The sequence below is a fragment of the Microbulbifer maximicatervae (SeqCode) genome (assembly GCF_056232625.1).
Genome location: NZ_CP174324.1, coordinates 73,591 through 96,017, shown reverse-complemented (window position 1 = coordinate 96,017; position 22,427 = coordinate 73,591). Strand labels below are relative to the sequence as shown.

Below are 22,427 nucleotides of genomic sequence, written 5' to 3'. Positions count from 1 at the left end.
TTTACACAGAGGGGTGCTCCACTGCAGGTAAGAAACCCCAGCGGAAGCACCCCACTGCGATTGAGTGCCCGAGGGCACCCAATAATATGCGATTAAGAAGAGGACTTAACCTGGGCCGCAACTTCCGCTGCGAAATCCACCTCTTCCTTCTCGATACCTTCACCCACTTCGTAGCGAACAAAGGAAACCACATCGGCACCGGCATCTTTAACCAGTTTGCCAATGCTTACGTCCGGGTTCTTAACGAAAGGCTGCTCTACCAAGCTGTTCTCTTTCAGGAACTTCTTGATTCGACCACCCATCATTTTCTCTACGATTTCAGCCGGCTTGCCTTCCATATCCGGCTGAGCCTTGATGATGTCCTTTTCTTTTTCCAGGACGTCAGCAGGCATATCTTCCGGCTTGTTCACCTGCGGATTAACCGCAGTCACGTGCATGGCAACATCTTTGGCCAGCTCGACCTCTCCACCGCTCAGAGCTACCAGGGCAGCGATGCGGTTGTTGGAGTGAACATAAGCACCTACAACTGGAGCTTCAACCAGCTCGATACGACGCACGCCGATGTTCTCACCGATTTTCTGAACCAGAGCTTCACGAGCAGTTTCCAGCTCGCCTTCCATCAGGGCAGCTACGTCTTGCTGGCGATCGGCAAATGCCTTCTCCACAACCTTGGCAACAAACGCCTGGAAGTTTTCATCGCGAGCAACGAAGTCAGTCTCGGAGTTCACTTCAACCAGTACGCCGTAGCTGCCATCTTCTGCAACTTTAGCGGCAACAACGCCGTCAGCAGCGGTGCGGCCAGCTTTCTTAGCGGCCTTCAGGCCGGAGGCTTTGCGCAGGTCTTCAATCGCCTTTTCGATGTCGCCATCAGCAGCCGTCAGAGCTTTCTTACACTCCATCATCGGCAGGCCGGTACGCTCGCGCAGTTCTTTTACCATAGACGCGGTAATCGCCATGATTCAATCCTCGGGGTTCTGTCACTAAAAATTAGAAAAAAGGGGCCGTAATTCGGGCCCCTTTTTGAGTTCGCAGTGTAAAACGACTGTGTTACACCACTTAGCCCTGCAAATTACTCTGCAGCGGCTTCGTCATCGTTAGCTTCGACGTACTCGTCCTTCGCAACGGTGTTACCAGCTTCTGCAGCGCCAGCAAGTACTGCGTCGGCTACAGCTGTGGTGTACAGCTTGATTGCGCGGATAGCGTCGTCGTTACCGGGGATCACGTAATCAACACCAGCGGGATCGCTGTTGGTGTCGACAACACCGATTACGGGGATACCCAGCTTGTTAGCTTCCTGGATAGCGATGCGCTCGTGCTCAACGTCGATTACGAAGATCGCGTCAGGCAGGCCACCCATATCCTTGATACCACCGATGGAGCGCTCAAGCTTATCCATGGCGCGGGTACGCATCAAAGCTTCTTTCTTGGTCAGCTTCTCGAAAGTACCGTCCTGAGACTGGGCTTCCAGCTCACGGAAACGCTTAATGGAAGCGCGGATGGTTTTGTAGTTGGTGAGCATACCACCCAGCCAGCGGTTGCTGACGTAAGGCTGGCCACAACGCTCTGCCTGCTCTTTGATAGACTTCTGTGCAGCACGCTTGGTGCCAACGAACATAATCTTTTTCTTTTGAGCAGTCATGCCCTTGATGATCTGCAGGGCTTCGTTGAAAGCCGGTACAGTGTGCTCAAGGTTGATGATGTGAATCTTGTTGCGGGCACCAAAGATGAATTGACCCATCTTCGGGTTCCAGTAGCGGGTCTGGTGACCAAAGTGAACACCAGCCTGCAGCATATCGCGCATACTTACTTGCGGCATAATAAACCTCTATATATACGGGTTAGTCCTCCACGTATCCCATGCGTCAACCCTTCGCAGGGCACCCAGACACATGTGTCGATGCGTGTGCGGCTTTTACTCACCCAGGGAGTATCCCCAGGCGGCGCGCTTTATACCACAAGTGCACCCCATAGTGAAGAATTGGCACCGATTTCGCGCAAATGATCACGCCTCAATACTATTGGCGGGACGCCTGGGCCACGCTTGCGCCAATAGCGGCAAAATGTGTCCTACAGCCAGCAATCCGCTACAATAGCCCGCCTCTTGGGCGCTACCCGCCCCAACCCAGAAACAAAGGATACGCATGACCTCAGCCATTAAGACCCCAGAACAAATCGCCAAGATGCGCACCGCAGGCCGCCTCGCCGCAGAGGTGCTGGAAATGATTGGCGAGTATGTCGTTCCAGGAGTCACTACCGAAGAACTGGATCGACGCTGCCACGAACACATCGTGAAGGTACAGAAAGCGATCCCGGCCTGCCTCGGTTATCGCGGCTTCCCAAAATCTATCTGCACTTCCGTCAACGAAGTGGTCTGTCACGGTATCCCCTCCGAGAGCAAAATTCTCAAGAAGGGCGACATCATTAATATCGATGTGACCGTTATCAAAGATGGCTGGTACGGTGACACCAGCAAGATGTTCTTTGCCGGCAAGCCCGCCGCCCACGCTGAACGCCTGGTACAAATCACCCAGGAGTGCATGTACAAAGCCATCGAAATTGTCCGCCCCGGCACTACCCTCGGCGATATTGGCCACGTCATCCAGCAGCACGCTGAGAAAAACTATTACTCAGTGGTACGCGACTTCTGCGGACACGGCATCGGCGACGTCTTCCATGAAGACCCACAAATTCTTCACTACGGTCAGCCGGGAACTGGAGAAGAGCTTAAAGAGGGCATGACCTTCACCATTGAACCCATGATTAACGCAGGCAAAGCGGCCACGCGAGTGTTGGGAGATGGCTGGACTGCGGTAACCAAGGACCGCCGTCTCTCCGCTCAATGGGAACACACCATGGCAGTGACTAGCGACGGTGTAGAAGTGCTCACAGCGCGCAGCGAGGAGAACTTCTAAAGCCGTACTGACAGTGCCGCGAGAAATAAGTACGTTACTCGCGGCACCACAGTAGCGAATCTCCGCAAACCAAACCCAAGCCGCCCCCACCTGCGGCAGCCCAAGAGCAAAACGGACTTCCCATGCAGCCGGTCAGCCCTCCCTACTTTGAACGCCCCCTGTTTTTCTTTGATCAGTCTCGTTTTCGCAGGGATTTAAGCTCCGGCGACAAACCCACTCTGGAGATATTCAAAGATGCTGTCGGCGCAGCCGAACGGCAAATGGCAGAGCGCTTTCGCGAAGGAGAGGACGTTGTCACACTGGTACACGAGCGCGCCCTGTTTGTGGACTGCCTTCTGCATTACGCCTGGCACCAGTTCGAGTGGAGAGACGGTATCGGGCTTCTCGCTGTGGGCGGATACGGGCGCGGAGAGCTGCACCCCCACTCCGATATCGATTTACTCATCCTCTCCAGCGATCACCCAAACCCAGATACCATCGACAACATAGAGCGCCTGGTAGCCTTTTTATGGGACCTGGGCTTGGATATCGGCCACTCTGTACGAAATATCGAGGAGTGCCTGGAGTTGGCCGCGAAGGACATCACCGTGGCCACCAACCTCACCGAATCCCGCACAGTTGTCGGCGACAGCACTGTTGGCGAGCAACTAACTGCACAAATGGAACACAAAAGGCTATGGCCCACCGAAGAATTCTTCAAAGCCAAGCTCGCCGAACAGAAGAAGCGGCACAGCAATCAGCAGGCTGCTGAATATATTCTTGAGCCCAATATTAAGAACTCTCCCGGGGGCCTGCGGGATATCCAGACAATTGCCTGGGTTGCCAAGTATTTTTTCCAAGTGCGCACCCTGAAGCAACTGCAGGGCAAGGCATTTTTTACCGAGGAGGAGTTCGCCATATTACAGTCCGGGGAAACCTTCCTCTGGCGTGTGCGCTACGGCTTGCACCTGCTCGCCGGCCGCGCGGAAGAGCGACTGCTGTTTGACTACCAAAGAGAACTGGCGAAGCAATTCGGTTATGTGGATAGCGACACCCAGCTCGCCGTTGAGCAGTTTATGCACAACTACTACCGCATCGTGATGGCACTGCAGGAATTGAACGATGTACTTCTCCAATATCTCGGCGAAGCCATCCTTCAGCGCAAAGGCAGCCAGCTGGTCATTCCGCTAAATGAGCGATTCCAACTGCGCGACGGCAATATTGAGGTTACCCACCCCCAGGTATTTAACCAGGAGCCCTCGGCCCTGCTCGAGATCTTCGTGCTGATGGCCAACAACCCGGATATTAGCGGAGTACGGGCCTCCACCATCCGCCTGATTCGCGAACACCGACACCTGATCGACGACCAGTTCCGCGCAGACCCGAAAAATACCCAGTTGTTTATGCAGCTGCTTCGCTCACCCCGGGGCTTGTCAACCCAGCTATCCCGAATGACCCGCTACCGCATTCTCGGGCGATACCTACCAGAATTTGGGCAGGTAACCGGGCAAATGCAGCACGACTTATTCCATATCTACACCGTGGATGCGCACACCTTGCAAGTTGTGCGCAATATGCGCAGCTTCCGGAGCCCCGAGGCGCGGGAAAAATTCCCGATTGCAGCGGAAATTCTCGAGCGCATGCGCCAACCGGAACTGCTGTATATTGCCGGTCTCTACCACGATATCGCCAAAGGACGCGGTGGCGACCACTCCAAACTGGGCGTTGTGGATGCAGCGGAATTCTGCCAGCGCCACCACCTGCCCGCCCGCGACCGGCGTCTGGTTTGCTGGCTTGTAGAAAAGCATCTATTGATGAGCCAGGTTTCACAGAAGCAGGACATCAGTGATCCCGAAGTCGTGCACGCTTTCGCCCGTGAAATGGGTGACCGCGAACATCTGGACTACCTGTACGCCCTCACAGTCGCAGATATCAATGCCACCAACCCGGAACTCTGGAACAGCTGGCGGGCCAGTTTGATGCGCCAGCTCTACCAGGCCACCCGGCACGCCCTGCGCCGAGGCCTGGAAAACCCCATCGACCGGGAAGAAATCATCGAGGAAACCCGCTGCCAGGCAATGGAAAAACTGGACGCTATGGGACTTCCGCAAGCCTCTGTGGAAAATATCTGGGCACAAATGGGGGATGACTATTTTGTTCGCGAAACCGCTGACAATATCACCTGGCACACTTCAGCCATCCACGAACTGCACAGCAGCCCGGACACCAGCCAAAAAGACACTCTGGTTTTAACGCGAAACTCAGGGCCTGGCGAGCACGACGGCGCTACCCAGGTTTTTGTCTACACACCTGATAGAGCCAACGTATTTGCCGCAGCGGTTACCGGGCTGGATATGCTCAACCTGAACGTCCACGATGCGCGCCTGTACAACTCTGCCTCCGGTTATACGCTGGATACTTTTTACGTGCTGGATGAAGCGGGCCAACCGCTACTGGACGAACCCCAGCGCCTAGCGCAGATTCGCGACACACTACAGCAGGAATTAGCCCTGGTTGAGGACTACTCAAAGATCATTCAGCGACGTACGCCCCGCCGCCTTAAAATGTTTGAATTGAAGAGCCAGGCTCACCTTTCCACTGAGCCCGGCGATCATTACAGCACCCTGGAAATTACCAGTGCCGACAGACCCGGCTTGCTGGCCCGCATCGCGCGAATTTTTATTTCCCACGATCTGCGCCTGCACAATGCAAAAATTTCGACACTCGGTGAACGAGTCGAAGATATTTTTCATATTACCGACGCCGAGGGATCACCACTTACCGACATCGAGGCCAACGGCGCACTGGAAAAAGCCATTTGCCTGGAACTGAACAACCAAGACGCCTAACCGAAAAAACGCCCGAGGCCCGCTCACGACCATGAACCCAAATCTGGAACAGCTGCAGCCCTACCCATTCACCAAGCTGCAAGCCCTGAAAGAGGGCCTCCAAGCGGCGGACAAACCGCATATTGCACTGTCCATCGGTGAGCCCAAGCATGCCCCACCAGAGTTTGTCAGTGCAGAGCTTGTTCGGCACCTGGACAAGCTTGCCGCCTACCCACTGACCAAGGGAATAGAGCCCCTGCGGCAGGCGATCGCCGATTGGCTGAGCCAGCGCTTTCAGCTCGCCAGTGTGAGCGCAGATAGCCAGGTGCTGCCGGTGAACGGGACCCGGGAAGCACTTTTTGCATTCGCCCAGGCGACCGTTTCCGCAGGCAGCAAAGTCCTGATGCCCAATCCCTTCTACCAGATCTATGAGGGCGCGGCCCTTCTCGCCGGGGCGCAGCCGCACTTTATTAACTGTGCGGCAGAAAACCAATTCAAACCAGATTTCACCTCGGTGCCGGAATCGGTTTGGCAGCAATGCGAATTGCTTTACCTCTGCTCTCCCGGCAACCCCACCGGCGCTCTTCTCGAAGCTGAAGATTTCAAACAGCTAATAGAGAAGGCAGACCGCTACGATTTCACCATCGCCTCCGATGAATGTTATTCGGAGCTGTATTTTGACGAGTCATCACCGCCGGTAGGACTATTACAGGCCTGCGAGGAAATGGGGCGAACAGACTTTCGCCGCTGTGTAGTATTCCACAGTCTATCAAAGCGCTCGAACCTACCCGGGCTTCGCTCGGGCTTCGTCGCCGGTGATGCCGATCTGCTGCAAAAGTTTTTGCTCTATCGAACTTATCACGGCTGCGCCATGCCGCTGCCCAATCAATATGCTTCGATCGCAGCCTGGCAGGATGAGGAACACGTCCGCCAGAATCGCGCGCTTTACAGTGAAAAGTTTTCTTCAGTTCTCGAAATTCTCGACGGCTGCCTAGAGGTACAGCAGCCACAGGCAAGCTTTTACCTATGGCCCAAGGTCGGGGATGGTGAGCGTTTTGCCAGGGAACTCTACGAGGCGCAAAATATCACGGTACTTCCCGGTGCATTTCTCGCCCGCGATAGCATCGGCTTGAACCCCGGTCGCGAGTATGTGCGTCTGGCACTGGTAGCGACACTGCAAGAGTGCATCGACGCAGCGCACCGCATAAAGGCATTTTGCAGGTAAGGCCAATTCACTTTTCAAGAACAACTGACAACTCGAGCACATACAGGAACTCCACGCCCAGGCATATCTTAACAATGGCAGTAAAAAATCTACTCAAGCAAGAGCGCGTCACTTATATTTTGCAGCGCCTGGAGGAACTCTACCCGGAAACTCCCGTTCCTCTCGATCACAAAGACTCCTATACCCTATTGGTTGCGGTACTCCTTTCCGCTCAATGCACCGATGAGCGGGTCAACCAGATAACCCCTGCGCTCTGGCAGCTGGCAGACAATCCCAGGGATATGGCGCAGGTCCCAGTAGAGGATATCCAAAAAGTCATTCGTCCCTGTGGCCTCTCACCGCAAAAATCCAAAGCCATCAGCAAGCTCTCGCAGATCCTGATCAACGAATACCATGGCGAAGTGCCCGAGAATATGGCCGCACTGGAGACCCTGCCCGGGGTCGGACACAAGACGGCGAGCGTGGTTATGTCACAGGCTTTTGGGCACCCGGCGTTTCCCGTCGATACTCACATTCACAGATTGGCCCAGCGCTGGGGCCTGACGAATGGCAAAAATGTCACCCAGACGGAAAAAGACCTGAAGCGGCTGTTCCCAAGAGACAAGTGGAATAAATTGCACCTGCAGATTATTTTCTACGGTCGCGAGTTCTGCTCTGCGCGGGGCTGCGACGGCACCGTCTGTGAAATCTGCACAACCTGCTACCCCAACCGTAAAAACCCCAAGAAAACCAAAAAGGCGTAACCGTGATTACTCTGTACGGCATTAAAAACTGTGACACCGTAAAAAAAGCCCGCAAATGGCTGGAGAAAAATGGAGTCGATTATCGCTTTCACGATTTTCGCGTAGACGGCATGGAAGATGTCCCCCTACAAGGATGGCTGGATAAATTTGGCTGGCAAGAGGTCCTAAATCGCCGCTCAACGAGCTGGCGTGAACTGAGCGATGAACAGAAAAACGAAATGGACAATGCACTCGCCTTAGATCTGGCCAGTGCGACCCCTACCTTAATCAAACGCCCGGTCACCACCACCTCAAAGGAAACCCTTTTCGGTTTTAAAGAAGCGACCTTCGAACAACTGCAAAGCTAGTCGAATTAGGAGATAACCACCATGAGCAATATTTACAGCATCGGTTTTGGTGTCGGCACTTGTAACAGCAAGGGCGACTGGCTCGAAGTTTACTACCCCAAACCCCTGTTTAAACCCAGCGCAGAAATCGCTAACGCAGTTGCTGAAACTCTGGGCGTGGCAGAGGGAAATCACAGCCTGCCTCTGGACTCCACCCAGCTACAGAAATTAGCCGATGCTCTCCACAGTGCAGGCGCCGCTGACCAGGCGGAAATCCTGCAGCAATTCGCCAATTCTCAAAGACCACTCGCAGTAGTTATTTTGGCTACTGACGAAGCCCCGCAGTCCGTGCCGGAGGCCTACCTAAAGCTACATCTTCTCTCCCACCGCCTGGTAAAACCCCACGAGATCAAACTCGACGGTATTTTTGGCAAGCTGGTTAATGTCGCTTGGACCAACCAGGGAGCCATTGATCTCGAGGAATTACCGCAGCGACAACTGGATGCAAGACTCAAAGGTGAGTACCTGGATGTCTCCTGCGTGGATAAATTCCCCAAAATGACCAACTACGTAGTACCGGCTGGGGTTCGTATCGCACACACCGCTCGAGTGCGCCTGGGCGCATACCTTGGGGAAGGCACCACAATCATGCACGAGGGTTTTGTTAACTTTAATGCTGGCACCGAAGGGCCCGGCATGATTGAAGGCCGTATTTCCGCCGGGGTATTTGTCGGCGCCGGTTCCGATCTCGGTGGCAGCAGTTCCACCATGGGCACGCTTTCCGGCGGTGGAAATATCGTTATCTCGGTAGGCGATAACTGCCTGCTCGGCGCTAATGCCGGTATCGGCATTCCTCTAGGCGACCGCTGCACTGTAGAAGCTGGGCTCTACATTACCGCTGGAACCAAAATCGCCCTGCTCGATGACAGCGGCAAGCTGGTAGAGCACATCAAGGCCAGAGATCTGGCCGGAAAATCCGATTTACTATTCCGCCGCAACTCCACTAATGGTGCAGTGGAATGCCTCACCAACAAGAGTGCTATCGAGCTCAATGAAACTCTACACAGCAATTAAAATTGCACGGTGCGGAACTTCAGTTCCGCACCGATGCACCCCACCCCTCTAGCCGCTTCTTTGCGGCCCATCTCCCTATACAAGGAAAGCCCAAGTGACTCCCACCCTCCAACTCGCTTTCGACCTGATTCGCCGCCGCTCTGTTACCCCCGAAGATGCGGGGTGTATGGACCTTATGATCCAGCGCCTGGAAAAAATAGGATTCCAGGTAACAAAATTGCGCAGAGGTGACACCGATAATTTTTGGGCAGTACGCGATAGCTCTAGTGAAGGCTCCCTACTCGCCTTTGCCGGGCACACCGATGTCGTACCCACAGGCCCAGAAGAAAACTGGAGCTCCCCCCCGTTCGAGCCTGAAATTCGTGACGGTTTTCTATATGGCCGCGGTGCGGCGGACATGAAGGGTTCCCTGGCAGCCATGGTGGTTGCCTGTGAGGAGTTCGTTGCGGCACACCCAGACCACAGTGGTCGCATAGCATTTCTGATCACCAGCGACGAGGAGGGCCCCGCAATAAACGGCACCGTTAAGGTTGTCGAGTGGCTCGAGGAACAGGGAGAAAAGATTGACTGCTGTATCGTCGGCGAGCCATCCAGTAGTGAACGGGTTGGCGATATCATCAAAAATGGGCGCAGGGGCTCACTCGGCCTGGAACTAAAAGTTCTCGGCACCCAAGGCCATGTAGCCTACCCTCACTTGGCCGAGAATCCGATTCATACCCTGGCCCCTGCTCTCGCTGAACTCGCTGCCGAAGAGTGGGACCAGGGGAACAAATTCTTCCCCGCAACCAGCTTCCAGGTTTCCAATATCAATGGCGGCACCGGCGCAACCAATGTTATTCCCGGCGAAGTGGATTTACTCTGCAACTGGCGTTTTTCCACTGAATTAACCGCCGAAGACCTTGAGACTCGGGCCCGCGCAATCCTGGATAAGCATAACCTCAAGTACGAGGCGAATTTTAAATTATCCGGATTGCCTTTTCTCACTGCCGCAGGCCCACTGGTTCAGGCAACTCAGCAGGCAATTCTCACCATCACCGGGGAAAAAACGGAGCTATCGACCGCCGGCGGCACTTCCGATGGCCGCTTTATTGCCCCTACCGGAGCCCAGGTCGTAGAACTGGGACCGGTAAATGCCACTATTCATAAAGTGGACGAAAGGGTTGAGGCCGACCACCTGAATATCCTCAAAGATATTTATCGGGAAGTCTTAAAAGAGCTACTCACTTAAATTAATCCGACTCAACCTAGAGGCTCGAAAAGGGCGAAAAATCAAAATATTCTTTTGAGAGGCCCCAGTTTTCATGGCTGGGGCAGTAAAACTCCAGTAGGTTTATCTTGCCAACAATTGGCTACCTCTTGAATATTACTATTCAGCGTATTTGCCAACTCTGCCAATACAACATCCCATTGCTCCAGACCGTGCAGGGTGTCTCGGGCCGACACAATTTATCGAGAGCAACATCTATCGCCAAGTTGGATTAAACTACTAAATGAGTTGCGGCAGAAATACTTAGTGAATCGCGCCGACGACCACCAACCGCTCACTGACTCTCGAGTCGCGCGGCTCCTGCCACCAACTCGAGCCCTCGAGAAAGACGCCATGAAAAGCGTAATCAAGTTGGACCCGCACAACCCAAGTGGCGAAGGCCTTGAGTCCTGGGCTGTCATCCCTCCCTCTTTTCTTACCGGCCCGACACCTATCCAGCGAGGGTATAAAGCCTTTGAGCGCAACGGCCTCTGCACTGGGACCTGGGATTGCTCTGGCGGAAGCAGCACAGGGCTCAATCCCTATCCACTCTTTGAGTTCATGCTTCTGATCGAGGGCCACGTCGGCATTATCGACGAAACAGGACACAAAGAAGTTATCTCTGCTGGAGAGCCATTTTTCCTCCCGCAAGGCCTTAATTGCGCATGGGACATGCCGGTATACTACCGCAAGTACTTTATCAATTTATTCAATGATGAGTATCCTGCAGAGACTGATCCGTCTAAGCTGAGAGTCGTGCGCCCGCTTCCAAATATTTCAGAAGACGACTGCAGAGAGACCAGTCTCAGCGCTCTAGAGCCACACCAGGCCCGACATCTGGCATACGAGTCTGGTGATGGCAGGATCCAGGTCGGCACATTAATATCCGGCCCTTGTCATTGCGATATCACAGATTTCAGTCGGAGCGAGCTGATATGTATGCTGGAGGGGTCGGTACGGGTCACAACATCAAACGGCGAGGAGACCTTCCACGCCGGTGATAGCTTCTTCATACCATTGAATGCCCCGGTAGGGTGGCACGCCGACAAACCTTTTCGCGCATTCTTTTGCGCAGTCTGGCCCTGAGTATCAATGGATCACATCGATGACTGTCCTCATCTTTGGCGGCTCAGGAAACGTCGGCCGGGCCCTCATTCCGATCTTGTATGCGAGTGGAGCAAAGATCCGGGTCGCCACACGATCGACTGCCTATGCCGCAAGTCTCCCCGATGATATTGATACAGTCATTGCCGATATGGACGACCCTGCCACCCTGAGGTCCGCATTTAAGGGGGTTGAGAGTGTCTTTCTTCTCATCGCAAATAGTCCCAAGGAGACTCATCAAGGCCTCTCCACACTGGCGATAGCCGCTGAATCACCCCCCAGACACATCGTTTATCTATCGAGCGATCTTGCAGTTCGCGCACCGATGATTCCCCATGCGGGTGGAAAATTCGCCATTGAAACAGCGCTGCGAGCAAGTGGGATCGCGCACACGATACTACGGCCCACCTACTTCGCTCAGAATGATCTTGTTCAGAAGGATGTGATCACTGCAGGTGCTTATGCAACGCCGTTGGGGCCCCACCCGGTTGCACGCATTGATATCCGTGATGTTGCGCTCGCAGCAGCGTCAGCACTCTTAGACATAAGGGCTAAGAACGAAGTATTTCTTTTGTCGAGTTTGGATGCCCCTAACGGCAATGAAACCGCCGCACTCTGGTCTATAGCACTTGGTCACGCCGTCATCTACCCCGACCTAACGCCGGAAGAATTTGCCAACAGCATCGAAACCATGGTGCCTCCGTGGCTGAATTTCGATCTTCTGGTCATGCATCGCTGGTTCAAAACAAACGGCCATCCAATCCATCAGGAAGATCTCGAGGCTCAGGCCGCACTTTTGCCGCAGGGCCCGCGAAGCTATCGAAGTTTCGTAGAGGAAACGGCCAACACATGGCAGAGTGAAACCTAAAGCCACCAAGTACCGTAGCTCACCTCCTTTTCAATACAGCCGCTATTATCGTAGTGGTAGGTCACCCTTTGTGCCGTTAGCCCAATACACACCCAGGTCCCATTAGTACCGTGCCCACCAGAATTGTGGTTACCGAATTAGAACCCGAAAAACTACTATTCACACAGTGTGACGAAATGGTTGGGATCGACCAGTTTGATACTCTCAAAGATATTTATCGGAAAGTATTAACATAGCTACCATTTCGATTATTCTGGCTTATTTTACAGGCTCAAAAAAGACGAAAGCACCAAGTTTAATTTTGATCTGCCCCGGCTTTCCTTTTTGAGAAAGTAAAACTCCAAAAGGTTTATCCGCCAAATAAACTGACTATCCCTTCAATACTACACTTCAGCGTATTTATCCCCTCTGTTGACACCCCTTCGGTATGCTGCATCTAACAATAAAAAGGAGCTCACGGACCATGGATAGGTTTATAAAGTTTATTGCTGCGGCAGTTATTGCAAGCCCGGCATTTTCCACCCACGCAAATACAAATGAACATTCACCCAATTTTAGCTACGAGGATATTTTTGACCTGGAGTACGCCAGCGACCCACAGTTTGGCACTAACGATAAACATATTTATTACGTGCGCAACTCCCTGAACAAAATGGCAGATACCACAAGGGCAAACCTCTGGTATATCAGCGATGATGGCAAAGATCATCGCCCCCTTACTTCGGGAGATTTTCACGACCACTCGCCACATCTATCTCCAGATGGAAAAACCATTGCCTTTATCAGCGACAGGAGTGGAAAGCCCCAGATACATTTGTTGTGGCTGGACAATGGTAAAAGTGAGCAGATTTCCCATCTACCCAAAGCCCCATCAAATATCCAGTGGTCCCACGATGGTCAGCATATCGCCTTCACCATGTTCGTGCCCGATAGCAAACCGCTGCCAGTGGAGCTTCCCACACCACCAGAAGGGGGCGAGTGGGAGGAAACACCCCAGTTTATCGACAAGAGCTTATATCGCATTGAGGGCCAGGGATACTTAGAGCAGGGTAATTCACAGGTTTTCATGATTTCCCGTGAAGGAGGCACTCCCCGTCAGCTCACCAGTGGGGACTACGAGCACAACAGCCAACTCAGCTGGGGCAAAAATAATAAGGCCATTTACTTTTCAGCAAATCGCCACCCAAATCATGAAATTGAACTGCTGGATTCAGAAATTTACAAGGTAAATATCAACGATGGAAATATTGAGCAAGTAACCGAGAGATTTGGCCCCGATTTTCAACCTCAAATCTCACCCGACGGAAGAAAGCTGGCATATTTAGGCTATGAAGATCAGCGGTTTTCCTACCACCAAAACACTTTGCGAGTGATCGACCTCGCTAGTGGAAAAAACCAGCTAATAAAAACTGCCAGCGATCGTAGCGTTTCCGATTTTCAGTGGCTAGCTGACAGTAAGCGTATTGCTTACAGCTATGACGATCATGGCTCAACCAAAATTGCCATTAAGAAAATTGGCGGAAAGGAAACCTTGATAGCGGATGACGCCGGTGGACTGACACTAGGCGCGCCCTATAGTTTTTCAGATTTTGCTGTCTCCAAACGTGGAAACGTAGTTTATACACAAACCACACCTCAAATTCCCGCAGAACTTGCAATTTCTCGTGGCGGCAAGTTAAAAACTCTCACGGCGATCAACAGTGATTTGATACCTCTACGCAATATGGCCCATGTGGAAGAGATCAACTATAAATCCAGCTTCGATGGTCGCAATATCCAGGGCTGGATAGTCTACCCCCCAAATTTCGACCCCCAAAATAAATACCCCCTGTTACTTGAGATTCACGGTGGCCCACTATCTAACTACGGCCCGCGCTTTTCTGCCGAAATGCAACTATTTGCCGCCGCAGGCTATGTCGTGCTCTACACTAACCCTCGTGGCTCTACCAGCTACGGCAATGAGTTTGCCAACCTGATCCATCACAATTTCCCGAGCCAGGATTACGATGACCTAATGGCGGGTGTCGATGCAGTTATCGCCCAAGGCTATATCGAGGAGGATCAATTATTTGTCACAGGTGGAAGTGCCGGCGGCACACTGACAGCCTGGATTATTGGTAAAACTGAACGATTCAGGGCTGCGGTAGTTGTCGCACCGGTAATCAATTGGGAGAGCTTTGTTCTAACTGCCGATTACTCCAAAATATTTACTCGCTACTGGTTTTCCGGGATGCCTTGGGAGGCCCCCGAGGAGTATCGACGCCGCTCTCCACTCACATATATTGGCAATGTCACTACACCGACCATGCTATTGACTGGAGAAAACGATTATCGCACCCCGATATCTGAGACCGAGCAGTTTTACCAAGCACTAAAGTTAAATGATGTAGAGGCAGCTATGGTGCGCCTTCCAAACACATCCCATAACTTTTCCGATAGACCCAGCAAGAGAATCTCTAAAGTAGCTTCGACCCTCTACTGGTTTGATCAACACAAACCCGATAGAGAAAATGAAAGCGAGGACTTGGCAACCAACTAATTCAAAATTTTACAGGTATATTCGGCCAAATAACGGAGTAGCAGGTCAGCCACCCTGTTGCTCCATCACGGATTATCCCATCGAGCACACCAGTCAACGGATCACTCCCTTTGTCCCCCCTTCCTCAGGTATCCTCTAGAAAACAAGAAGGAGGAGCCTAAAGATCATGAACCGGCTAATAAAAATTGTCGCAGCGATGTTTATCGCCAGCCCTGCGCTCGCTGATAACCAACTACCTAATTTTAGTTACGAGGATGTATTTAACCTCGAATACGCGAGTAGCCCTCAGTTCAGCAGTGACGAGAAAAGTATTTATTACGTCCGAAACTCAATGAACAAAATGAAAGACGGCAAGCGCGCGAACCTTTGGCGTATCGGTACCGATGGCAAAGATCACCGCCCTCTGACCTCTGGAGACTACTCCGATTACTCCCCACAGCTATCCCCAGACGGGAAGACCATCGCTTTTATCAGCACCCGCAGTGGCAGCCCGCAGATCCACCTACTGTGGTTAGATAATGGCCAGAATCTGCAGATTACTCACCTGCCAAAATCCCCCTCCAATATCCAGTGGTCACGGGATGGTAAGCAAATAGCTTTCACTATGTTCGTACCGGAAAGCAAACCTCTGCCAGTAAAGCTCCTCAGTGCCCCGGAAGGCGCAGAGTGGGCTAAGCCACCACAGTTTATCGACAGCAGCATTTATCGTTCAGATGGCATGGGCTATTTAAAGCAGGGGCATGTACAGGTTTTTGTGATCCCTCGAGAGGGCGGTACCCCTCGCCAGCTTACCGAAGGCGAGTACGATCATCACAGCAGTCTCGCCTGGAGTAAAAATAACGATGCAATTTACTTCTCAGCCAATCGTCATCCCGATCACGAAATCGAGCTGATGAACTCGGAAATTTACAAGGTAAGCCTAAAAAACGGCAGTATCGAGCAGATTACCGAACGTTATGGTCCCGACCATCACCCGCAGATGTCTCCAGATGGTACGAAGCTGGCCTATTTAGGCTTTGAGGATCAAAAGCTCGGATACCAACAACATACTCTGCGCGTCCTGGATCTCAATAGCGGGAAGTCCCGTAAAATAAAAACTGCCAAGGATCGCAGCATCTCCAACTTTCACTGGCTGGGCGATAGCAAGCGAATTGCCTATAGCTACGACGATCACGGCTCCACCAAAATAGCCATCAAGAAAATTGGTTCCAGCGAAACCCTGATGGCCAGCGACGCTGGAGGCCTTTCGCTGGGACGCCCATACTCCGGTGCCAATTTTGCAGTCTCCAAACGCGGGGACATCGCCTACACACAAACAACCCCTCAGAATCCGGCCGAACTGGCTTTAGCGCGCAGCGGCAAAACCCAGGCTCTCACCGAACTCAATGGCGACCTGATGCCTCTGCGCGAGATGGCAAAGATTGAGGAGATCAACTACAAATCGAGCTTTGACGGCCGAGATATTCAGGGCTGGGTCGCTTACCCACCCAATTTCGACCCCGAGAAGAAGTATCCCCTTCTATTGGAAATTCACGGTGGTCCCTTCTCTAATTACGGCCCCAGATTTGCCGCCGAAGTCCAGTTATTTGCCGCTGCTGGTTATGTTGTTCTGTACACTAATCCCCGTGGCTCCACCAGCTACGGCCATGAATTTGCCAACTTAATTCACCATAACTACCCGAGCCAGGATTACAACGACCTGATCTCTGGCGTCGACGCTGTAATTTCTCAAGGTTATATTGATGAAGAACAATTGTTTGTTACTGGTGGCAGTGGCGGAGGCACATTGACAGCCTGGATCATTGGTAAAACTGACCGTTTTAGGGCCGCTGTTGTTGCCAAGCCTGTTATCAACTGGGAAAGCTTTGTCTTAACTGCCGATTATTCCAGGTTCTTTACCAACTATTGGTTCTCAGGGATGCCCTGGGAGAATCCTGAGGAATACCGCCGTCGCTCACCGCTCACCTATGTCGGAAACGTTACCACTCCCACTATGCTCTTAACCGGGGAAGAGGACTACCGCACACCGATGTCAGAAACAGAACAGTTTTATCAAGCACTAAAACTTAATGACGTTGACGCTGCCATGGTTCGCATTCCAGGGGCATCCCACAGTATCGCTGCCAGGCCAAGTCAGTTAGTGGCAAAAGTTGCATCGATTTTATATTGGTTTGATCAATATAAATCTGAACGAGAGAGTGAAGACTTAGCAATTAATTAGGACTTTTGCACCAATTTAGTCAACTCTTCAGGGCTGGCTCTAAGGAGCCGCCTTCTTTCCCCTGTTTCACTTGCCCGATCTAACGCATAATCAGTACTGCAAAATACAAGGACGAAATTATGCGTAAAATTCTGTTTTTACTTCTTATGTGGCCGACTTTCGTATTCTCAAGCCTGGTACCGCTTGAAAAGCTTATACGACATGCAGATATTGAAGAAGTTAAAATATCTCCAACAGGTTCACATCTAGCAATAAGAAAGATGCATGAAGGTGAGCGAATACTAGTATTCATGTCTATCGATTCATCAGAATTCACCGGCTTTGTTCGATTTAGAGGCAAGGAGGAAGTTGGTGATTTTTATTGGGCAAATAATGAGAGGGTTGTGATTGAAGTAATGTCACGAAAGGCAGATCTTGAGGCTCCTGTCAGTTATGGATCTCTTTATGCTGTTAATTATGATGGTTCTAAAAGGAAAACAATTTTCGGGCACCTTGCCGGCGAGCGCCAAACTGGAACCCGGTTCAAAAAGGCTATGTCAACCTATGCCCATGCAACTATTATCGACCCCCTTCCCCAAAAGAAAAAGGAGATACTTATCTCTACCTTTCCCTGGAAAAATGACTGGGAGTCCAAAGGAGAGGTTATCAGACTTGATATATATACAGGGTTGAAAAAAAGCTCTATCGGATTACCACAAATTTTCGGCCGTGCTTACACTGACGGTTCAGGCAAACTTCTCTACGCTGATGGTATCGATAAAAGTGGAAGGCCTCAGTTATTTTTTCGGGAAAAAAGTGAGTGGCATAGAGTAAAAAATACTGCTTTAGACAGCGCTACTCCGATAGGCTTTAATCCTGAGACAGGTGAATCATACTTAAAAATTACTCGAAACTCACAGACTCAAGCTTTAATCAAGCTAAAACCTGGCTCCGAAACTTTCTCTCAAATTTTTCAACATGAAAAGTCGGATATAGACGACATCATTTATTATCCAAACTCATATAAACCTCTAGGTGTATACCTGCAACCTGATTATCCCACAGAGCACTTTTTTGATGAAGGCGACGGCTTTGCTCCACTTTTTAGAGGATTGAAAAAGGCTTTTCAAGGATTCCATATAGCTTTCACAAGCTTTACAACCGATGGCTCTTTTGGCGTATTAAAAGTACATGGTGATCGCCTACCGGGAGATTACTATCTTGTCAACATGAAATCTAAATCCGTCGATTTCCTAGCAACATCCACTGAGTGGCTACAACCAGACCAACTAAATCCAATGCTCGCTGATAGCTTCACCACAGAAGACGGCCTGCAAGTGGGCACTTATCTTACCTTTCCACAAGGCTCAAATAAATCACACCCGATGGTTGTATTACCTCACGGAGGTCCCCATGAACGTGATTATTGGGAGTATGATCGCAATGCGCAAATTCTGTCTCAAAATGGATATCTTGTACTTCAAGTTAACTTTCGTGGCTCCACGGGTTATGGCCAGGGATTTTATTCAGCAGGACTCAGGGAGTGGGGAGGAAAAATTCAACAAGATATTGCCGACGCCGTTCATTGGGCCATAGAGAAAGGATATGCAGATCCTGATCGAATTTGCATCTATGGCACTAGCTTTGGGGGTTATTCGGCTCTGATGAATCCTATCCGCAACCCTGATTTATACCAATGTGCTGTAGGTTATGTAGGCGTATACGATTTGGAGATGTTGTACACAAAAGGGGATATTAAGAGAAGAGATCGCGGCATTGCTTACCTGAAAAAGACACTCAGTAAAGATAAGGACTTTCTAAAAGTCAACTCTCCTGTACACAATGCCGGCAAACTTAATTTGCCAGTTTTCTTGATTCATGGAGAGGAAGACGAGCGAGCCCCCATTGAGCATGCAGAAATGCTAGTAAAGGAATTTAGAAAAGAAAACAAACCGATTAAAACTCTATTTGTAAAAAATGAAGGGCACGGCTTTTATACCGAAGAAAATAGAATGAAGCTCTATACAGAACTATTAGAATTCCTAGATCAACATATTGGTGTTGGGGCTAGCGAAACGCAATCTAGCGAAGGGTAAAGAGTTCAATTAAAATGTAGCCCCAGTTAATTTAGGGGCTACATATTTTCAGTTGCTCAGTCACCTCAAGCAGGCTACCCACTCAACCGTGATCGCGATACGCCTTCCACTTCTTCATATGACGATCCTTTTTTTCAGCCTTCAGGGTTTCCAGCTTAGCGAGCTGCTCATCTGTTAATACAGACTCAAATTGAGTGCGCATCTGGTTGCGGCTCTGCATTTTAGCAACTTCCAGTTTGCCAATCTCCGCCCCCAGGCTTGCCAGTGTTTGCTGATCGGCACCGGAACGAATTGCTTCACGCAACTCTTCATACGCTTTGTGCATTTCTTCGCGCTTAGCTATTTTTCCTTCACGGTTGGACTCGCGAAGCTCCTTCAGTTGATCCTTTTGAGCTTCCGTCAGGTCCAGCTCTTTAGCAATTTTTTCTGGTCCATGGCCGCGACCTTCCATACGTCCTTTACCATCACATGCCATGCCAACGGCTGGTACTGCTACAACGCCAGCCAAAGCCAAACTACCTACTACAGTTTTCCAGTTTTTCATCGTTCAACCCTCTCGTTTGCATTCAGTAAGCACATAGTAAGTGGGCGCCGTGTAAACGGGGGATAACTGTGGTAAACCTTTGTTAAGAACTCACAACAAGCGCTTTTTATAATGAATACAGCTTACAAAATGCACCGACTGTAAAAAAATTTTCAAATTAATGGTTGTGAAGGGAAATAAAAGAGAGGGATAGAATTTAAATTAGAAATTTAATCCGGAAGTTATACAGGGCTGACTAGTATAACTTCCACAACATCGAAATGTTTTTAATGGAGAGCGGCTGAGGAGGGATTTTGTTTCGTATCCACATCTTCCAGTGAGTGAGTCAGAACAAAGTAATAAACAACCTGCTCGCGCCCCTGGACTTCTGCTACCAGGTCAAAGTTGTACTCTCCCCGCTCCCCGGGAGAAATACGCACAGCGGCTATATGTTCAGGCTCAATAAACAGCTCGGCGACGGGTCGTTTACCGCGCATTACCTGAACCAACTTGGTACGGGCATCTTCAGCGGTGAAGCGCCAGTGGTAGTCATCATCATCGTATACTACCGAATCACTACTTCCGGCCCTGACGATGCAATTTGTATGCTCTGCCAGCCAGGGCCAAAACTCGCTGAACAACAGGGAGCTTTTCATAACGAATCAGTCATCCAACTCAAGAACATCACTATCAAGCGCAAGCTCTTCAGCTATTTGCAGACACCAGCGATTCAGCCGCTCTGTGGTCATCTCTTCCTGCTGGTCTTCATCAATAGCCAGGCCGACAAACTTTGCTCCACCTTCGACTTCAGCTTTTGAGGCTTCATACTCGTAGCCTTCAGTGGACCAGTGACCGACTATAGTGGCTCCTTTTTCCACAATAACATCGTGGAGCATGCCCATCGCATCCAGGAAATAGTCGCCGTACCCAAATTGGTCTCCCAGGCCAAATAAAGCGACGGTCTTTCCGCTAAAATCGATTTCCTGCACATCCTCCCAGAACTCTTCCCAGTCAGATTGAATCTGACCAAAGTCCCATGTAGGGATTCCAAAGATAAGATACTGATAATTAGCAATATCCAACTGGGTGACATCGGCAATATCAAACAGGTCTACGTTGTCTTCGCCAAGGCGGGCGCGGATGCGCAAAGCTACAGACTCGGTATTACCCTCATCACTGCCATAGAACAAGCCGATTTTACTCACAGTCAACCCTCTCCGCCCAATCCGGGCCGCTACATACTAAATTACAAGGCGGCGTATTCTCCCAGCAATAACCGGGCTCAGCAAGTTACCTATCTGATCAGGTTTCGGCAGGAATAAAGAAAAATGCCCCCGGGGCAGCGGGGGCTAAGGGTTATGAACCTGCTGGGCCTTGGGGAAGGGTGCACCCAGCGGATCGCACAAGGAGTCTTTGGTTGGGGGGCCTAGGACTCTGAATCCTGGCTTGCAGAGCTTTCATCGCGCCGTTTCATTTGGCGCGCTTTGCGCTCACTCTTTAGCTGCTCTAGCTTGGCCTTCTGCTCATCAGTCAGAATGGCCTTAAACTGTTCTTTCATTTCGTTGCGGTTCTGCATCTCCTGAAGCTTTAGCTTGCCTAGCTCTTCGCCCAATTGATCCAGTGTCGCCTGGTCAGCGCCCGACTCAATCGCCGCATTTAATTCCTTGCGCAGCTCGATCATTTGCTCGCGCTGTGCCATTCTCGCCTCGCGGTTGCTCTCCCGGTTGGCCTTTAACTGTGCCTGCTGGCCTTCGGTCAACTCAAGCTGGCGGACCATATATTCAAATCCACGCCCCTGACCACCTTCACCACCGCCGAAAGCAAGTGCCGCAGGGGCAACCAGAACACCTACCAAGGCCAAGCTTCCCATTGCTTGTTTCCAGTGTTTCATTCCTACGTCCTCATGTTCGCGTTCAGTGACTACATAGTAAGCCCAGCTTGTGTAAACGGGGGAAAACACCGGTAAACATTTGTTAAGAACGGTAAAAAGCCCTATCGCCAGCGGTAACCAGCGCCAGCGCTTTGCATATAATGGCCACACCGAAACTGAGAGAACGCCATGAGCCGCATCCTTTTAATCGACGATGACACCGAACTCACCGACTTGCTAAGGGAGTACCTTACCGGAGAGGGTTTTCAAGTAACCGCAGCCAATGATGGTGGCCGGGGACTAGAGCTCGCTCAGAGCGAGAGCTTTGACGCTCTGGTTCTGGACGTCATGCTGCCCGTTCACAATGGCTTTGAAGTACTGCGCAAACTTAGGGAGGAGGCGTCAGCAGCAAGCCGCTCCCTACCGGTTTTGATGCTTACTGCAAAAGGGGACACTGTGGATCGTATCGTCGGCCTGGAAATGGGTGCCGACGACTACCTGCCCAAACCCTGCAATCCCAGGGAATTGGCGGCCCGACTGCGCGCAGTACTCCGCCGCGGCCGAGTCGAAGCTGAAGAGAGCGACGACACTCTTAGCAGCGGCCAGATTCGACTACTGCCTGCAGAGCATCAGGGTTATTGGAACGATCAGGCTTTGGCTCTGACCGGCGCAGAGTTCGCCGTGCTCAAGGTACTGGTTCAGCATGCCGGCGAAGTGGTTGGCAAAGAGGTTCTCACTGAAAGTGCCCTTGGCCGTAAGCTGATGCCCTACGACCGCTCCATCGATGTCCATGTCAGTAACATTCGCAAGAAGCTCGCGGATAAAGGTGCCAGCCGCGACCTAATTATCAATATCCGAGGTGCCGGATATATGCTCACCCAGAGTAAGCAGTAG

Annotated in this window: 20 protein-coding genes; 13 read left to right on the top strand and 7 right to left on the bottom strand. The window is 51.2% G+C overall.

Going from position 1 to position 22,427, the window contains the following annotated elements; translation table 11 throughout:
- Positions 1-92: 92 nt before the first annotated feature.
- On the bottom strand, positions 93-956 hold the full coding sequence (gene tsf / locus ACJJI6_RS00405; protein WP_108734016.1) for a translation elongation factor Ts: 864 nt from the start codon (positions 954-956) through the stop codon (positions 93-95).
- Between the two features lie 113 nt (positions 957-1,069).
- Complete coding sequence (gene rpsB, locus ACJJI6_RS00400; protein ID WP_282933677.1) at positions 1,070-1,816, bottom strand: 30S ribosomal protein S2; 747 nt, start codon at positions 1,814-1,816, stop codon at positions 1,070-1,072.
- Positions 1,817-2,141: 325 nt separating this feature from the next.
- Here rpsB and map point away from each other — a divergent pair, with 325 nt between their 5' ends.
- The 7 genes from map (at position 2,142) to dapE (ending at position 10,315) form a co-directional block, all read left to right on the top strand.
- Complete coding sequence (map, locus tag ACJJI6_RS00395) at positions 2,142-2,912, top strand: type I methionyl aminopeptidase (protein ID WP_444917816.1); 771 nt, start codon at positions 2,142-2,144, stop codon at positions 2,910-2,912.
- 122 nt (positions 2,913-3,034) lie between these two features.
- Positions 3,035-5,740 (top strand): [protein-PII] uridylyltransferase, encoded by a 2,706-nt coding sequence (locus ACJJI6_RS00390; RefSeq protein ID WP_475712160.1) that lies wholly within the window; start codon positions 3,035-3,037, stop codon positions 5,738-5,740.
- 31 nt (positions 5,741-5,771) lie between these two features.
- A complete protein-coding gene (gene dapC, locus ACJJI6_RS00385) occupies positions 5,772-6,944 on the top strand; it encodes a succinyldiaminopimelate transaminase (protein ID WP_475712159.1) in 1,173 nt (390 codons plus the stop codon).
- A 74-nt stretch (positions 6,945-7,018) separates the two neighbouring features.
- Entirely contained in the window at positions 7,019-7,687 is a 669-nt protein-coding gene (nth, locus tag ACJJI6_RS00380) for an endonuclease III (protein WP_475712158.1), read from the top strand.
- A gap of 2 nt (positions 7,688-7,689) precedes the next feature.
- Entirely contained in the window at positions 7,690-8,034 is a 345-nt protein-coding gene (locus tag ACJJI6_RS00375; RefSeq protein WP_444917820.1) for an ArsC family reductase, read from the top strand.
- Between the two features lie 21 nt (positions 8,035-8,055).
- The gene (dapD, locus tag ACJJI6_RS00370; protein WP_475712157.1) at positions 8,056-9,087 is read left to right on the top strand and encodes a 2,3,4,5-tetrahydropyridine-2,6-dicarboxylate N-succinyltransferase; all 1,032 of its coding nucleotides are present in this window, start codon (positions 8,056-8,058) and stop codon (positions 9,085-9,087) included.
- Between the two features lie 94 nt (positions 9,088-9,181).
- Positions 9,182-10,315, top strand: coding sequence for a succinyl-diaminopimelate desuccinylase (dapE, locus tag ACJJI6_RS00365; protein WP_475712156.1), 1,134 nt, complete (start codon positions 9,182-9,184; stop codon positions 10,313-10,315).
- A 71-nt stretch (positions 10,316-10,386) separates the two neighbouring features.
- Here dapE and ACJJI6_RS00360 read toward each other — a convergent pair whose 3' ends face one another.
- Positions 10,387-10,530, bottom strand: coding sequence for a hypothetical protein (locus ACJJI6_RS00360; RefSeq protein WP_475712155.1), 144 nt, complete (start codon positions 10,528-10,530; stop codon positions 10,387-10,389).
- 157 nt (positions 10,531-10,687) lie between these two features.
- On the opposite strand from ACJJI6_RS00360, the gene ACJJI6_RS00355 reads away from it, so the two are divergent.
- From ACJJI6_RS00355 to ACJJI6_RS00335, 5 genes are all read left to right on the top strand, one after another.
- Positions 10,688-11,419 carry a cupin domain-containing protein gene (locus ACJJI6_RS00355; RefSeq protein ID WP_475712154.1) on the top strand — a complete coding sequence of 244 codons (732 nt, stop codon included), beginning with the start codon at positions 10,688-10,690 and terminating at the stop codon, positions 11,417-11,419.
- Between the two features lie 19 nt (positions 11,420-11,438).
- Entirely contained in the window at positions 11,439-12,305 is an 867-nt protein-coding gene (locus ACJJI6_RS00350) for an SDR family oxidoreductase (RefSeq protein WP_475712153.1), read from the top strand.
- Between the two features lie 463 nt (positions 12,306-12,768).
- Positions 12,769-14,844 carry a S9 family peptidase gene (locus ACJJI6_RS00345; RefSeq protein WP_475712152.1) on the top strand — a complete coding sequence of 692 codons (2,076 nt, stop codon included), beginning with the start codon at positions 12,769-12,771 and terminating at the stop codon, positions 14,842-14,844.
- Positions 14,845-15,010: 166 nt separating this feature from the next.
- The gene (locus tag ACJJI6_RS00340) at positions 15,011-17,065 is read left to right on the top strand and encodes a S9 family peptidase (RefSeq protein ID WP_475712151.1); all 2,055 of its coding nucleotides are present in this window, start codon (positions 15,011-15,013) and stop codon (positions 17,063-17,065) included.
- A gap of 119 nt (positions 17,066-17,184) precedes the next feature.
- Positions 17,185-19,140: an alpha/beta hydrolase family protein gene (locus ACJJI6_RS00335; RefSeq protein WP_475712150.1), complete on the top strand. Its 1,956-nt coding sequence runs from the start codon at positions 17,185-17,187 to the stop codon at positions 19,138-19,140.
- 82 nt (positions 19,141-19,222) lie between these two features.
- On the opposite strand, the gene ACJJI6_RS00330 is transcribed toward ACJJI6_RS00335, so the two are convergent.
- From ACJJI6_RS00330 to ACJJI6_RS00315, 4 genes are all read right to left on the bottom strand, one after another.
- The gene (locus ACJJI6_RS00330) at positions 19,223-19,684 is read right to left on the bottom strand and encodes a Spy/CpxP family protein refolding chaperone (protein WP_444914382.1); all 462 of its coding nucleotides are present in this window, start codon (positions 19,682-19,684) and stop codon (positions 19,223-19,225) included.
- A gap of 266 nt (positions 19,685-19,950) precedes the next feature.
- Positions 19,951-20,319 carry a hypothetical protein gene (locus tag ACJJI6_RS00325; protein ID WP_444907635.1) on the bottom strand — a complete coding sequence of 123 codons (369 nt, stop codon included), beginning with the start codon at positions 20,317-20,319 and terminating at the stop codon, positions 19,951-19,953.
- 6 nt (positions 20,320-20,325) lie between these two features.
- Complete coding sequence (locus ACJJI6_RS00320; protein ID WP_444907634.1) at positions 20,326-20,868, bottom strand: flavodoxin; 543 nt, start codon at positions 20,866-20,868, stop codon at positions 20,326-20,328.
- Between the two features lie 221 nt (positions 20,869-21,089).
- Complete coding sequence (locus tag ACJJI6_RS00315; RefSeq protein WP_444907633.1) at positions 21,090-21,554, bottom strand: Spy/CpxP family protein refolding chaperone; 465 nt, start codon at positions 21,552-21,554, stop codon at positions 21,090-21,092.
- Between the two features lie 168 nt (positions 21,555-21,722).
- Between ACJJI6_RS00315 and ACJJI6_RS00310 the strand changes: the two genes are divergently transcribed.
- Complete coding sequence (locus ACJJI6_RS00310; protein WP_413662835.1) at positions 21,723-22,427, top strand: response regulator; 705 nt, start codon at positions 21,723-21,725, stop codon at positions 22,425-22,427.

Excerpts from the sequence above, each read along its gene's own strand:
- tsf (WP_108734016.1), bottom strand. The coding sequence starts at position 956 with ATGGCGATTACCGCGTCTATGGTAAAAGAACTGCGCGAGCGTACCGGC.
- rpsB (WP_282933677.1), bottom strand. The coding sequence starts at position 1,816 with ATGCCGCAAGTAAGTATGCGCGATATGCTGCAGGCTGGTGTTCACTTT.
- map (WP_444917816.1), top strand. The coding sequence starts at position 2,142 with ATGACCTCAGCCATTAAGACCCCAGAACAAATCGCCAAGATGCGCACC.
- ACJJI6_RS00390 (WP_475712160.1), top strand. The coding sequence starts at position 3,035 with ATGCAGCCGGTCAGCCCTCCCTACTTTGAACGCCCCCTGTTTTTCTTT.
- dapC (WP_475712159.1), top strand. The coding sequence starts at position 5,772 with ATGAACCCAAATCTGGAACAGCTGCAGCCCTACCCATTCACCAAGCTG.
- nth (WP_475712158.1), top strand. The coding sequence starts at position 7,019 with ATGGCAGTAAAAAATCTACTCAAGCAAGAGCGCGTCACTTATATTTTG.
- dapD (WP_475712157.1), top strand. The coding sequence starts at position 8,056 with ATGAGCAATATTTACAGCATCGGTTTTGGTGTCGGCACTTGTAACAGC.
- ACJJI6_RS00355 (WP_475712154.1), top strand. The coding sequence starts at position 10,688 with ATGAAAAGCGTAATCAAGTTGGACCCGCACAACCCAAGTGGCGAAGGC.
- ACJJI6_RS00350 (WP_475712153.1), top strand. The coding sequence starts at position 11,439 with ATGACTGTCCTCATCTTTGGCGGCTCAGGAAACGTCGGCCGGGCCCTC.
- ACJJI6_RS00345 (WP_475712152.1), top strand. The coding sequence starts at position 12,769 with ATGGATAGGTTTATAAAGTTTATTGCTGCGGCAGTTATTGCAAGCCCG.
- ACJJI6_RS00340 (WP_475712151.1), top strand. The coding sequence starts at position 15,011 with ATGAACCGGCTAATAAAAATTGTCGCAGCGATGTTTATCGCCAGCCCT.
- ACJJI6_RS00335 (WP_475712150.1), top strand. The coding sequence starts at position 17,185 with ATGCGTAAAATTCTGTTTTTACTTCTTATGTGGCCGACTTTCGTATTC.
- ACJJI6_RS00330 (WP_444914382.1), bottom strand. The coding sequence starts at position 19,684 with ATGAAAAACTGGAAAACTGTAGTAGGTAGTTTGGCTTTGGCTGGCGTT.
- ACJJI6_RS00325 (WP_444907635.1), bottom strand. The coding sequence starts at position 20,319 with ATGAAAAGCTCCCTGTTGTTCAGCGAGTTTTGGCCCTGGCTGGCAGAG.
- ACJJI6_RS00315 (WP_444907633.1), bottom strand. The coding sequence starts at position 21,554 with ATGAAACACTGGAAACAAGCAATGGGAAGCTTGGCCTTGGTAGGTGTT.
- ACJJI6_RS00310 (WP_413662835.1), top strand. The coding sequence starts at position 21,723 with ATGAGCCGCATCCTTTTAATCGACGATGACACCGAACTCACCGACTTG.